General features: G+C 40.0%; 8 protein-coding genes. 3 read left to right on the top strand and 5 right to left on the bottom strand.

Annotation, left to right across the window (positions count from 1 at the left end):
* Nucleotides 1–956: 956 nt before the first annotated feature.
* Together rluC and MXE38_RS01450 are read left to right on the top strand one after the other, a co-directional pair.
* Nucleotides 957–1,928, top strand: a complete 972-nt coding sequence (gene rluC / locus MXE38_RS01455) for a 23S rRNA pseudouridine(955/2504/2580) synthase RluC (RefSeq protein WP_246910358.1) — start codon at nt 957–959, stop codon at nt 1,926–1,928.
* A 33-nt stretch (nt 1,929–1,961) separates the two neighbouring features.
* A complete protein-coding gene (locus tag MXE38_RS01450; protein ID WP_246910356.1) occupies nt 1,962–2,654 on the top strand; it encodes an HAD-IA family hydrolase in 693 nt (230 codons plus the stop codon).
* Nucleotides 2,655–2,852: 198 nt separating this feature from the next.
* Here MXE38_RS01450 and MXE38_RS01445 read toward each other — a convergent pair whose 3' ends face one another.
* The 5 genes from MXE38_RS01445 to MXE38_RS01425 all read right to left on the bottom strand — a co-directional run bounded on the left by MXE38_RS01445 (nt 2,853) and on the right by MXE38_RS01425 (nt 11,317).
* Entirely contained in the window at nt 2,853–4,736 is a 1,884-nt protein-coding gene (locus tag MXE38_RS01445) for a diguanylate cyclase (protein WP_246910354.1), read from the bottom strand.
* Between the two features lie 57 nt (nt 4,737–4,793).
* Nucleotides 4,794–6,500, bottom strand: a complete 1,707-nt coding sequence (locus MXE38_RS01440; protein ID WP_246910351.1) for a sensor domain-containing diguanylate cyclase — start codon at nt 6,498–6,500, stop codon at nt 4,794–4,796.
* Nucleotides 6,501–7,380: 880 nt separating this feature from the next.
* A complete protein-coding gene (locus MXE38_RS01435) occupies nt 7,381–8,361 on the bottom strand; it encodes an alpha-L-glutamate ligase-like protein (RefSeq protein ID WP_348647349.1) in 981 nt (326 codons plus the stop codon).
* Between the two features lie 3 nt (nt 8,362–8,364).
* Nucleotides 8,365–10,053, bottom strand: a complete 1,689-nt coding sequence (locus tag MXE38_RS01430; protein ID WP_246910350.1) for an inactive transglutaminase family protein — start codon at nt 10,051–10,053, stop codon at nt 8,365–8,367.
* Nucleotides 10,054–10,123: 70 nt separating this feature from the next.
* Entirely contained in the window at nt 10,124–11,317 is a 1,194-nt protein-coding gene (locus tag MXE38_RS01425) for an ATP-dependent zinc protease (RefSeq protein WP_246910348.1), read from the bottom strand.
* Nucleotides 11,318–12,734: 1,417 nt separating this feature from the next.
* Between MXE38_RS01425 and MXE38_RS01420 the strand changes: the two genes are divergently transcribed.
* A complete protein-coding gene (locus MXE38_RS01420; RefSeq protein WP_246910346.1) occupies nt 12,735–13,658 on the top strand; it encodes an AEC family transporter in 924 nt (307 codons plus the stop codon).
* Nucleotides 13,659–14,029 lie beyond the last annotated feature (371 nt).

The raw sequence follows: 14,029 nt of genomic DNA, 5'->3' as shown, positions 1-14,029 counted from the left end.
ATTATTTACAAAAAAAATCCCCTGCTTACGCCTATAAAAGGTTTAAAGTAAGGGAGCTGATTTAACATCAAAGCAAAGTAGATCTGTTTTGAGTTTCTTAAGCTCCAATATGTGCTCAAGTCACACCTTATGATCACGTTTGCTCATGGTTCAGGATTAAACTTATTTATAAGTTTTAGCTCCTGACTCGTTACTAAGAACACAGTAATTCTCTTTAGTTTGCGACGTATGGCCGTGCCATACAGAGCGCCACTAGGCAAAGTAAAGGGGTCGTGTCTTAAAGACCACCGTTAACTTGCCGCAACATGGCATATTATCTTACAAAGCTCATCATTGATACAAGATATTTAATTATCTACCTCCACATAATTACTAAAAAACTTTAGAAAATAGCGCTTAGACAAGCCCCCTTATCAGGCTCATAAAAAAATAAACTTAATGTACTTTATTAATGAGGAAATAAAGCCTCGCCTCCCTGAGCTCAAGCAATTTACTTCATCCTGCCATCCCAAGATATCAAGCATGCCAAGGCATCAGGCAGGTCATGTCTGGCCAGGTCATGGCATGGCAGGCTGCCAGCTGCCTGGCAGAACTGGGCAGGCGGCCAGGCAGCGCAGACTGCCAGGAAGAGCTTGGCTAGCTAGCCAAGCTAGCCAGCTAGCAGGCAGGAAAAGGGTGGTGATGTGCATTGTAGAGCTGCAAGTTAGGATGGTGGTAGGATGGGCGGTGTCATATGAGTTTTGGTAGAGAAAATACTATAGCGCCTCTGGTTGAGTCTTAATGTGCAAGCTGCTATTAACGCACTAAATCCTTAGCTTTATCACAGCTTATGCTAGAGAGTAGGGTGGAACTTTGCTAAAATAAGCCGTTTTACAATATTGTCGGCCTACACAAAACAGTGTCTGGGGACGTAATTATCTAAAGAATATGTCCTATATTAATTGAGGGATTTTAAGATGGCAGAGCCAAACAGTCAGGAACAGTTAAAGGTTACTTATAAGACCGCTAGTTACGATGATGATGGCCAGCGTCTTGATAACTATTTAGCTCGTGTCCTCAAAGGTGTTCCAAGAAGCATGATTTATCGCATCTTGCGCCGTGGTGAGGTAAGAGTAAATAAAGGTCGTGTCAGTCCTTCTTACAAGCTTAAAGCAGGTGATGAGATTAGAATTCCTCCTGTACGAGTAAGCTCTGGCCCTGTTACCATTCCTTCAAGTAATTTGCATTTAGTACAAGATCTCAAAAATCGTATCTTATTTGAAAATGAGCTCTTGATTGTGGTTGATAAGCCAGCAGGTTTAGCCGCTCATGGTGGATCTGGTATTGAGTTTGGCTTGATTGAGGCTATGAGAGCTTTATATCCTCAAGAAACATTTTTAGAGTTAGCTCACCGCTTGGATCGTGAAACTTCAGGTGCTTTGATTATTGCTAAGCGCCGTTCAGCTTTACGTAACTTACATGAGCAGTTTCGTAACCGTGTAGTTAAAAAGCGCTATTTAACCTTGGTTCCTGGCAAATGGGATCGTAAGGTCAATTTAGTTAATGCTCCTTTAGTTCGTAATGAATTACGCTCTGGTGAGCGTATGGTGGAGGTTAACTTTAAAGAGGGTGCTCCATCTTCTACTGGCTATGACATTGTAGAGAGCTTTGGTGACACTGCTACTTTAATGGCTGCTATGCCTCATACTGGTCGTACCCATCAAATTCGTGTTCACAGTGCCTATGTTAAACATGCTGTAGGTGGTGATGATAAGTATGGTGATAAGGCCTTTAATGCTTATTTAAAGAGCTTGGGTATGCACCGTATGTTCTTACATGCCTTTAGAGTAAGTTTCATTGATCCTGCTACTAATCGTGTGCAAAAAGTAGAGGCTCCGTTACCAAGTGAGTTAGAGGCTGTATTAGAGGTATTACGCTCTCAGCAATAAGCTTTAACAATTTACTGTTTATAGGGCAAATTTATGTCTTTACGTATCGATGATGGTTTAGCTCAAACTCTAAGTCAGGTTAAGCTCTTTGCTTTTGATGTCGATGGCACTTTAACTGATAGCATCGAGCAAATCATTTTATGTTTTACTCGTACTTTTGAGCACGCTAATTTACCTATCCCTAGTCCTGAGGCCATTAAGGGTACTATTGGTATGAGCTTGGCTTTAGGCATTCAAAGTTTGTTGCCTGATCCTAGTGATGAGCGCTTAGCTTTAGAGGTAACCCAGCTATACCGTGATACTTTTTCAGTAAGTAAAGATATCAATGTTACTAAGCTTTTTGAGGGTACTGAGGAGCTCTTAGCTACTTTACACGCTAAGGGTTACCAATTGGCTATTGCCTCTGGTAAATCTAAAGTGGGTGTAGATCGCTTTTTAGATGATGTGCCTAATATCAAGCAATATTTTTCTATTGTGTGTACAGGCGATACTTGTCGCACCAAGCCTAATCCTGACATGATTGAACTAATTAGTGCTCAATCAGGTATTAGCGTTAACCACATTATGGGCGTAGGTGATGCTTTACTTGATATCCAAATGTTCCGTAATGCCAAATGCCATGAGTTAGGAGTACTAACGGGAGTGTGCGATTATTATGCTCTTGAGGATATCGATACTGAATTTATTTTGCCTAAAGCTACCGATATCTTAAGCTATCTTAACTAAAACACAGCCCCTTACAGGGGCTTTTTTATTTCCAGCTAAGAGCCCCACCATATCACTAAGAGCTTTGTAGCTCTAGTGTGCTATCAGCGCACAGCGCTATCAGCTGCCAGCGCTAGTGGCGCTGGTGGCACTTAGCGCAAGCGCCGTACAGCGCAGTAAGGTGCAGGGCGGGCGCTGCTAAGCGCAGCTTAGCTGCTGCTAGGACATCATATTGTTGATACGGGTACGACGCAGCTTGATGCGGTCATCCTCGCTCAGGACGTTAACTCGGCGTTCATCTCGCATAGAAATAGGGCGACCCTTTTTATTTTCAAAATAGCGCTTGAGAATTTTGTGGTCGTGCTTGCGTAATTGCTCTTTGCATTCTTGCATACGATGGTCAGCGCGCTCAATTACGTTCTTAAGATGGTCGTGCTCCAAGCCATTTTCGCCTAAAGTAGCGCTGCCAATGCCAAAGCATAAAGGTACTGGTCTATCTACTATGGCTACGTTATTTTTATTGTAGTCATTAAGCTCATCTTTAAGCTTAATAATTTCCATTAGCACACGTTGGGCTACTGATTCTGGGCATTTAGGTAAGATAAGTAAAAACTCATCGCCTGCTAGACGTAACAGCTCAATGTTTTCGATATTAAAGTCATCTTCTAAAGCAAAGTCTAAAGATACTTTACTAAAGTCCTCAAAAGTAAGCGGATCGGTTTGTCCTATATCATCGTTTGAAGTAACGTAGCTTGGGTCTACATCTAAGTTAAGCTCTATTACAGGAGCCGTTTCAGGGCGAGTAGAATAGCTATCGTCCTCATTAGGCTCTTGGCTGTCAGTTGGCTCAGTTGGCTCAGCAGGGGCTTTAAAGGCAGTGCTATTACCTAACATTTGAGAGTTTACAGCGCAAAATTCGCCATCGTTCCACTCATCATTGGTACCAAAGAAGTGCTCTGGTAAAGGAGAAGGCGACACGCCATCGTGGTGATGGTGTTCGTAATCTTGGTTATTGATATCAGTGCCAGTGGCATTTCGTACAGCCTCTTTTACGATATCTGCTGTTTTAGTTAGTAAATAGTCACCATAACTATGGCCCAAAATATCATTGGTAAGTTTGAGTCCAGAAACATCAAGATAAATTACAGATAAAGGGTGTAATTTTTTTGCTTCATAGCGCATGTAGTTTTGCTGGAAGTAGTTACGATTATGCAAGCCAGTTAAAGAGTCAGTAAATAACATGAGCTTAATGTTTTCAAAGCTATCTTTAACTAGATTGATATCAGTAATAGAGCCTATGCCTTTAATGCCTATCCCGTTGGCATCACGCTCTTGAATTAAGCTTCTAAAAATAGTCCAAATATAATGACCCTTCTTATGCTTTAAGCGTAAGCAGCTTTCAAAATAGTTGCCGTATTGATTGGACAATCTAAATTGACGCATAATCAATAAGAAATCATTGTCGTCAGGGTGAACTATTTCATTAATTAAATCTATTAAATTATTAGGAAATGCATGTTCGCAATAGCCGAGCATATCAAGCATAGAAGCCGAGCAGACAATATTATTATCTACTCCTTCCCACATAAAAAGGCCGTCACCTGACATTTCTCGGGCTAAAAATTCACTAAATGGACTCATCTCATGAGAGATGGTTCCTACAATCCATAAGGCCTGACCACTGGGGCTGCGCTCTAGTACTGAACCTTGAATAATAAAGGTTTGACCACGGTAAGGGCCATCAATAATATTAATACGCTCAAAAATGGTATCGCCTAAAGTATTGCTAGTGGTATTAATAGCAAAGCGGTGAATATCAAAATTACTGCTATATTTAATGACATCCTGAACTGGATGCCATTGATGGTGATCTTCTACGCATACAATAGCGCAACAAACCTCATCAAGCAAAAATAGACCATTATTACCATCAAAGACAAAATGGCCTTGTAAGGAAGCAAAAGCATTGAGCTTACTCTGAGTATCTGTAGCATTATTAACTAGCTGGCTTATGTCATCATCTTGCATAGCCGCTGCTGCATAGTCATCAAAGAAGACTATATTGTCAGTATTATTGAGATATTGATTAAACTTTGGTGACATGGGGCAAAATCTCAGAGTTAAAAGTAAAGGGAGCTTATAAGCTCCCTAAAATAAATACTATGCAAACAGGCGTTTATCTTGGATTTCAATATTGTTATTAAGTTGGGACTGAATATATTGCCGTACCATGGCATAGTGTTCATCATGATTTTTCTTTTTGGCCTGTTGCATGATTTTATCTGCATCTTGAATGGCCTGGAAAAACCTGCTCATAGCAATTTCTTTTTCACGCTCATTGAGTTTGCGACCAGCGTACGCCGATAAATCGATAGTAACCGTGCCAGCACTAAAGAAAACAGGCATACGAATAGGGGCGCTCTTGTTATATTCAATAACAACTTGCTCAATATTACGCTCAATAGTAAGTGCTTCTTGGCGATCACAGTTATGCATAATACTTACAACTTCATCGCCGCTAATTCTAATCAGCTGATTCTCTCTATTAATGGCCTGCTCTAGCAAAATAGTGGCAGAGCATAAGAGACGATCGCCTACTGTGTGGCCTAAATAATCATTGTAAGCCTTAAGCGCAGTAACATCGGCAAACATCACAGTTAAAGGCTCGGTGGCTTGATAAATAAAGTTTTCTAAATGAGCAATTAAATAAGTGCGATTTTTGATACCAGTTAAAATATCAGTAAACACCTTATTTTGTAATTGTTCATATCCCACCATAACGCTATTGATATCAATATTGATACCAATTACACGCATTGCCTGGCCAAATTCGTCTCGTGAGGCAATACAGCCAATAGATTTAGTCCAGATATAAGAGCCGTCTTTGCGTTTTGAGCGGTATAAAAACTCAAAGTCGTTGCCTAGCTCTTGGCCTTTAAGTAGGTCATGCTCTCGATTGATAACATCAACATCATCAGGGTGCACTACATATTCTTGCCATTGCTTTTTGAGTTTAGGAATAGTGCTATCATTTTGATCGTAACCTAAAATAGTGTAGTAATTACTGCCAAAAATACATTCACCAGATGGAACAAACCAGTCAAAAGAGGCGCTATCAGCAACCTTATGAGGGGTTAGCGCAAACAGAGCTGATGCTAGCTTGGTAAAAGTAATATTAATGTGGCTTAGCTTGCCATTAGCAAAAAGGGCATTAAATTTAATATAAACCTTTTTACCTTTAAGCTCGCCTTTATCAAGCACAATAGCAAAACTAGCACTATCACATGGAGTTAGTCCTTTTAAGTACTGTTTAAGCTTGAGCTTTTGCTCTTTAGTACCAAGACCATTAAGACAAATATGATTGGACTCTACATAATATTGATAATTGGAGTCCTGCTCTGATGTGTGATCCGCTTTAGGAAAGAAAGGGTCTATGGTAACGGCCAGCTGAGGTTCACCACTGGTATTTTGAGTAGCCTTAATCTCTGTTTCTTCATTGCATTTATTAAGGCAAGAGCAGTCATGCTCTTGTGCAGAGTCAATATCTGAGCTATCAAGTTTTAATTTGCGTAGTCTAAAGGAGTTAATTTCAATTTCTTTAGCCAGATTAGTATCGCATTTGGCATCTTTAAGCTGACGTACAAAAGAAATGACTTTATGCACAATAGGCATAGAGAATTGGCGCAAAATAGTACGAGGATGAGCCCAGGTATTGGCAAATTTAGGGTCGAGACCAAGCATCTCAACTGCCTTGGCATTTAAGAATAGAGAGCTTTTATCTAATACATAAAGGCCAAAACCTGGCAATCTAGTTTTGTGAGTAAAACTATATTGGGCCTTCATGGTTTGTTTATTTTGAGCCTTCATTTGAGTTAAACCGCAAAATCAAATTAAATTCTCTAGATTAATTGGATACCAAGGGAGTTGCCTTATAAAGGCGAAAGTTAAATAAAAAACTATCCTAGCATAGTTAGCTTAATGCTAATAATGTGCATAGGCTCAAGGGCTCATTACCTAATAAGAAGACACAGGTAAGAGCAGGCTAAACATAGAAAAAAGCATACTTATACTAAGATAAACAATATATATCTATAGGTTCAAAAAAATATGCTTATGTGACCTTAAACGCTCAATAACAATTATAAAAAGATAAAACAGTTTAGGCTCATCTATTTTAAAGTTATTGTTAGCATTATCGCAAATTTTACTTGCTTACTTACTTTAGAAATTATCAATTGGGTGCCCCTCATTATGTTTGTTTGGTTTAAATAAACCACAGAACACTACAGTGATAATACAAATGATGAACATCTCAAGCTTCATACTTGAAATGCTCTTATTATTAAGTAATAAAACAAGAAGTCTTTCAAACTATAGATTAACAAAAATTTGAGTAATTATGTAGCTATTGCCATCAAAAAGTGCAAATTAAAACAGCTTAAAATGGCTGCAGCCTCTACAAAAACAAAAGGCCAGATTTCTCTGGCCTCATGCAAGCTATAGCTAACTTAGCTGCAAAAAATTATATTTGATAGCTAATTAATCGCTATCCAAACTTATAGTTCAAACCAAACCAAAGCTCAGACTATGCCTATAGGCTACGCCCGAAGGATCTGCCTATAGGCTCTGCCCTAGGCCATGATCTTAGGACATGACCTAGGGGAGCATGAGCAAGCCACGGCTCGTGTTAGGGGCTATGGCTTGGCCCATGCTCAAGGCCAGGCGGCCTTAGCATGGGGTGATATCTTTAGCTGTTGTAGACACCAAAGTGCTTTTTGGAGAAGGCTACCTTGGCCTCAACAGACATATTAGAGCGACGATTGAGCGATTCAATTAAGCGTAAACGAGGTAACAGACCTGCGTTATTAGCTGTTTGAATGGCCATGCCTGGGCGAGCGTTAAGCTCTAAGAGCATAGGGCCACGGAACTTATCGAGCACAATATCAGTACCAATATAACCAAGACCAGACATCTCATAGCAAGAGGAAGCTAAGTGTAATACTTCATCCCAGCTAGGAACTTGCAATTGATAGAGGTCTTTATTGGTGTCTGGGTGGAACTCAATAGTGTCGTTATGCTGTACTGCACGAACTGCACGACCAGTTCTAATATCGATACCCACACCTACTGCACCTTGGTGTAAGTTAGCTTTACCATCAGAGGCCGCAGTAGAGAGACGCATCATACACATTACAGGGAAGCCTTGGAACACGATAACACGAGTATCAGGAACACCCTCGTAGCTGTAGCCCTCAAAGCAAGGATCAAAGTGGATTAAATCCTCAATCAGGGCAATATCAGGCTTACCACCTAAAGAGAATAAGCCTGCTAGGATATTAGACACATGACGGCGTAAGTCATGGATGCTAATAGCCTGACCTGATGCTTTAATGAAGCTCTTACCTTCACGATTGGTAATAACTAAAATGCCCTTACCACCAGAGCCTTGAGCAGGTTTAATGCAAAACTCTTTTTTATCACCAAGAATATTGATGATATTTTGAGCCTCTACCTGGTTGCGCACTGCACCTACCAAGTTAGGGACATTAACCTTGTGCTCTAAAGCCATCTTTTTGGTGAGTAATTTGTTATCAACCAAAGGGTAAAGACGACGCTTATTATAACGACCAATGTAATTAACATTACGCTGGTTCATGCCCATAATACCAAGGCGCATGAGCGCTAAAGGGCTGGTATAACGGGAGAAAAAATCAGAAACAAAGGACACGTCTTACTCCTTGCTCTTGGCCTCAGTAGGTTCGCTTGCAGCCTCTTTCTTGTCTTTGCGAACGGCTGCGTTGACCTCGTCGTCAAAAGCACGTGGATTGGCCTTTAAGGTCTTCATTTCACGCTTTAAACGAACATGCTCAGGCTCAGTCTCATCACCATTTAAATTACCTTCCATTTGAACTACTAATGGCTTGAAACGCTTAAGCTCGCTTAAACGGAAACCAGTGTAGTTACCCATGGTGAGCACAATGGCTAAGATTACTAATTGGAGACCTAAGAAGTTAAAGGTTAAGTGCTGAATAATTAAGCTATCCATTGCTAAGAAGGCACAAACAGCTACGAATAAGGAGCCACCACCTTGCTTTAGAACTTCCTTATAGCCATCTTCTTCCCATAAGATGGACATACGCTCAATAGTCCAGGAAAGAATAATCATAGGGAAGAAGGTTACCTTAATACCTTCGGTAAGACCAATCTTATAGGTAATTAAGGAGATAGCGCCAATAATAGCAATTACTACAATAATAACTGCTGATATTCGAGCTACTAAGAGTAAGTTTAAGTGCGATAGCCAAGAACGTACTACCAGACCGATACAAACAATAGAAACGAAGCCAATTAAGCCTACGACTAAAGAAGTTTGTAAGAAGGCCATAGCAATAAGCACAGGCATGAAGGTACCAGAGGTCTTAATACCAACTAAAACACGTAAGAATACTACGATTAATACGCCAATAGGGAGGATTAAAATGCCTTTAAATAAGGATTGTTCCTCTAGTGGTAAAGACTCAATAGAAAGGTTAACAACATCGTTACCCTGAGCCTTTTCAGTCATAACCTTTAATAAGCCAGCTTGGGCTACAGGTACAGAGCTCTTTATGATAGAGAAGGATAAACGAGCATTCTTACCGCCCTGAACATCCATTAAAGAGCCACCATTATTATTCCAAATTAATTGGTTCTCACGAATGCCTGAGGTGCCAGTTACTGGATCAAAGATTTCGTAGTGAGTTCCTTGGAAAACGGCAATACGCTGGGTTAAAGTACGGTTACGACGGCCATCTTCTAAGTCTAAAACATGCACAATACGAGCAGGAACTGAAGCATAGTGCAAGATGTTTAAAATTAACTCAGGACGGGAGAAGTTCTGTAACAAGAGAGTACGAATTTCTTCTTGACGGTCAATCTCATTAATTACTTGTACAGTAAAAGAGAAAGGATCAGAAGAGCGCTCACGAGCTTTAGAGGCAATCTCACCTACAGCAGTAGCATAAGGCTCTGGAATAACTACCTCTGGAATAGCTGGAACAATCATAGATGAGTCTTTAGCATTGGTATCACTTAAGAACTCACCACGATAGTAAAGAGTTTGTAAACCAGCTGGATTGCGCTTAGTCCACTCTACATAGGAGCTATTTTGCTTTTGAATGTAGGTAGCACCATAGCCTAAAGAGGCTGTGGTTTGGCTAAGCTGGAAGAAGCCTGGCTGAACATCTGGGATCACCAAATCTACAGTAGCAGCACCAGTGCCTGTAGGCTCAAATTCAACTTTAGCCTCTACTTGCCAAACAGTGCGTTGTTCGCCTGGTAAAAAAGGAACTTCAAAAGTAACATGTTGGTAAGCCATTAATAAAATACCTGTAATAAACAGGATGGCAGTTACCACATAGAAAACGCCACGTGAAACCATCGAAAATTTTTCCTGATAGGTCGGTTTTTAATGCTTTAAGGTCATAAGAGCCTTAAAGCACAGTTAATTATTATTTATCCTTTGATTGCTCTTGAGACTCAGCCTTCTTAGAGGTCTCTTTAGCCTTAGCTGGCTCTTTGTCCTTAGCTACTTCCTTGTTATCAGCAGCCTTTGGGGCCTCCTTGATGGTGCCAGCAGGGCTCTTAGGAGTAGCCTTTACCACATTAGAGTTCTTTTGCTTCTCCTCATCATCAACGCTGCTCTTGTTGCGTACTGCTGGGAGGGCATTTTCAGAGTTAGAACCTAAGTTAGCGCCATACTCGTCTGATGGGCGGGCGATTTGACCTACAGCATCAGCAGCTTCTTTCTTTTGGCGATACTCAGCATTAGGGTCTTTACCCTGCTTCATAGCCTTTTGATAATCTTCACGAGATAAGATTAAGAAAGTATCTTTGTTACGGCCTTGGATATGGTCACGAGCTACGTCTACTACAGCAATATCTTGCATCAAGGTACGGCCAATTAATAATGGATATTGCAAGCGAGTACGATCTGAGAGGGTAAATTCGCTAGTAGTGGAGTAATCACCAACTTTAACGTTTAAGGCTACTACTATACGCTCAGTGGTGGTGTGCTTAGATACCTGACGAATGGTAGAGGTACGTACATAAGGTGCCTCAACTTCAATATTGTGGTCATTGGCCTCAACAGTGAAGCGATACCAGCGCTTACCATTACGCTCAAACTCAGTAATGTTAGTAGCAGAAATGGAAGATACGGCAGCACCTGTATCAATACGGGCATCAAAGGTAGCATCAGCTTCCTTGACATAAACGTACTCGTCCTCACCAAAGTACATCTTGCCATCAGGAGTCTGTAAATCGTAGTTACGTAATGGCTTTATTTCATCCATATTATTTTTACTCTTTAAAACCCCGTCATCATAAATAGAGTCTACTAATGATTGGTTTTGGCGGCGGAGAGCCTTCATTTCGCTTAATAAGGAGCGACGGAAATCATCAGTTTCTTCTCTTTGAGCAACAATTTCAGTCTTTAAAGATCTTAAGGTTGCTCTTTGATCTGATAACTCTTCATTAATACTTTGGATTTGGCCCTTCATTTCGATTAAACGGGCATTGGAGGGTTGCTCTTGATCGTTATCAGGAGCTGCTAGAGCATTAGAGCTAGCAAAAACTGCTAAAGCAGAGACAAAGGCGAGGTGTATGGCCTTCATTTTAAGTTTACTGTCCTTAATTTTGATCATGGTCGAAACGAACCTGTAACAATCAATAAATACCAACTGCTATTACAAATAGCAGACAAACATAAAAAACTAAATAAAAGTGCTTATATTGTTGGCTGATATTGCCAACAGAGATTAAATGAGGTCTCTTAGCTAAAAAAATTAATCGACAAGTATACAGCAAACACTCTACTAGAGCGTTTAGCTATCAAGTTAATTTGTTGGTTAAGAGAAGTTCTTGTTCTGCCCCCTTTGTGATGAACTGACAGAATAAAAGATTTAACAACTTAGATGGCTTGTATTCTAAACTTGTCTTTAGGCTTACAACTTATAAACGTATATTGGTAAATGGCTATTTAGCCCTATTCAATAAAACTACACTAAGCTCAAAAAAGATAATATGTTGCACAAGATTTAGAGCTTAGGCAAAATTTAAAGCATGTTTAACAAACAAAGACTGCATAGTATAATCTACTTTGTCGTATATATGCGGAATTGTAAGAAAAAAAGTATCTTTTTGCGATTTTTTCGCCACTACACTAAAAGTACTATTTTGCTCACATCGTACTACGATTGCATAGCAACCAGCCTTTGTTGTCTTGCCTACCAAAGTAAAACAAGCTATCCCTGCCTAAAAATACCTTACAAAATATAGCTAAAGCTTAGGTGCACGCCCATCGACCAATTCTTGCTCTAAAAATCCATCCACTTACCCATTACCTCATCCCAAAGTTCAGAGCAAAGTGCACAAAGTGCACAAAGCACAAACCCCATGGCGCACAGCTCATGGCGCAAAGCCCATTGCGCAAAGCGCAAGCTCTGGCGCTTAGCGCTTGGCTGCAAGATAGCAATATTATTGGCAGTATTATTTGGTGAGTTTTCTAGATGATAGAGGGTAGAGCTGATTGGGGGCTGGTTGTGGTAAGCAATAAAAGCAAAGTTACATGAGGAGATAAGTTGGGCGTTAGGGGGTAAATTTGTACCTTGGTAGTAGTTTTATAAGAAAAATAAGCGCTTTTTTAGCTTTAGTGAATGATTGGGGTTGAAGCTATAATTTTCGGCAATAAAGAACATGGTGGGCAAAAAAGGTGCGAAAAGGAAATCAATTATTTAATTGAACCGTGCTTTTGGTAAACTAGACGCATAAATTACAGCAAAATTGCACAAAAGGCTTATTTATAAGGTTTTTTATGTGATTTTATTCTCAAATTAAATTCTACTGATTTTAATTTTGGCTTTGTTTATTGATTTAAAACACGGCCTTTAAATCAGGGCTAGGAAAGAGCAATTAGTTTTTCTCGTTCCTTGGTTTCTGTGCAAGAGGCCATTAGTTGGTAATGGTTGCCTGTCTCGTGCTAAGGCAGGCGCTATGACACACTCTTTTTTTAGTTGTTAGCTTTAGCATGCTTATTGTTTGCTAAGCATAGTAGAGATAGTAATGAGTTTCTTAGATACCTTTGGCCAGATGGGCGTATTGTTCCTGTTGGTGATTATTGGCTTTATCTGTAATCAGCTTAAGCTTATGAATGACGAGTTTAATCGCTCTTTATCAGTATTAATTATTAACGTCACCGCCCCTTGTATCATTCTGTCCTCGGTAATGGGCGATACTCTGCCTGCGAGATCTGAAATTTTACCAGTACTATTGTTAGGTACTGCAACCTTAGTATTCTTATTAATTACTGGAACCATTTGTGCCAAGATTTTACATACAGAGTTAGAAGGTATTTATCGCTTTATGTTTGCCTTTGGTAATATCAACTTTATTGGTATTCCTGTGGCTACCTCTCTGTTTGGTACTTACGCCATTTTCTATATTTCAGTGCTAACTATTCCTTTTAACTTGCTGATTTTCTTATTAGGACAAATCTTTATCTCTAGCTGTAATAAAGATAAGAGCGAGCGTAAAGTAACGCTTAATTGGCGTATGGTGCTATCTCCTGCTTTAAGTGCAACCTATATTGTTATTATTCTGGTATTTTTCCAAATTCAAACTCCTAAGCTAGTAGGTGAGGCTATTCATTTAGTAGGTTATATGACTATTCCTGCATCATTATTAGTTATTGGCTCAACCTTAGCTGATATTAAAGTTTTAGAGATGTTTGGTAATTGGCGTATTTATGTCATGAGCTTACTTAAGTTGTTAGCCATTCCAGCACTTATCTACGTAATTTACTCTTTAACTCCTTTTGATAAGAAGTACACTGATGTGTTGGTAATTTTAAGTGCTATGCCAGTTGCTTCCTATGGCACCATGATTTGCCTCAAAGAAGGCATTGATCCAAAGGTTATGTCTCAAGGCACCTTTATGAGTACCTTGCTCTCCATCATTACTATTCCTATTTTGGCTTTAATTCTCTAGCCCAGCGCTAACCCCGCAGGCTCTTTAAAGTTAAAGTTAAAGCCAGGCCTCTTAACATGTTCCTTAAAAGGACGCATGCTAAGAGGCCTTATTTTTTTAGGCTTTGTCCCCAGCCTTGAGCTCTTTGGGGTGTCGCAAGCCTTGGGCATATTTCTTCTCCTTTGCAGAGGCATGCTGTCAGGCATGCCATAAGTCACGATGCCAGGCATGATTTGCGTTAAGGCATGCTATCAGGCATGAGCTCAGCCAAGCGATAAGAGCTTCCTTCTTTTAAACTAAAAAAGGCTGGGGTCTATAGTTTGAGCCCAGCCCTTGTGCTAGAAATACAATAAGTCCAGTATTTAACTGATCAACCACTATGGACAAGCCAA

The organism is Anaerobiospirillum sp. NML120448, assembly GCF_023050945.1.
Taxonomy (GTDB): domain Bacteria; phylum Pseudomonadota; class Gammaproteobacteria; order Enterobacterales; family Succinivibrionaceae; genus Anaerobiospirillum.
Note: the sequence above shows the minus strand (reverse complement) of the source record. Positions and strands in the feature narration are given on the sequence as shown.

Coding starts and splice junctions, on each gene's coding strand:
- MXE38_RS01450 (WP_246910356.1), top strand. CDS start 1,962: ATGTCTTTACGTATCGATGATGGTTTAGCTCAAACTCTAAGTCAGGTT.
- MXE38_RS01440 (WP_246910351.1), bottom strand. CDS start 6,500: ATGAAGGCTCAAAATAAACAAACCATGAAGGCCCAATATAGTTTTACT.
- MXE38_RS01445 (WP_246910354.1), bottom strand. CDS start 4,736: ATGTCACCAAAGTTTAATCAATATCTCAATAATACTGACAATATAGTC.
- MXE38_RS01425 (WP_246910348.1), bottom strand. CDS start 11,317: ATGATCAAAATTAAGGACAGTAAACTTAAAATGAAGGCCATACACCTC.
- MXE38_RS01420 (WP_246910346.1), top strand. CDS start 12,735: ATGAGTTTCTTAGATACCTTTGGCCAGATGGGCGTATTGTTCCTGTTG.
- MXE38_RS01430 (WP_246910350.1), bottom strand. CDS start 10,053: ATGGTTTCACGTGGCGTTTTCTATGTGGTAACTGCCATCCTGTTTATT.
- rluC (WP_246910358.1), top strand. CDS start 957: ATGGCAGAGCCAAACAGTCAGGAACAGTTAAAGGTTACTTATAAGACC.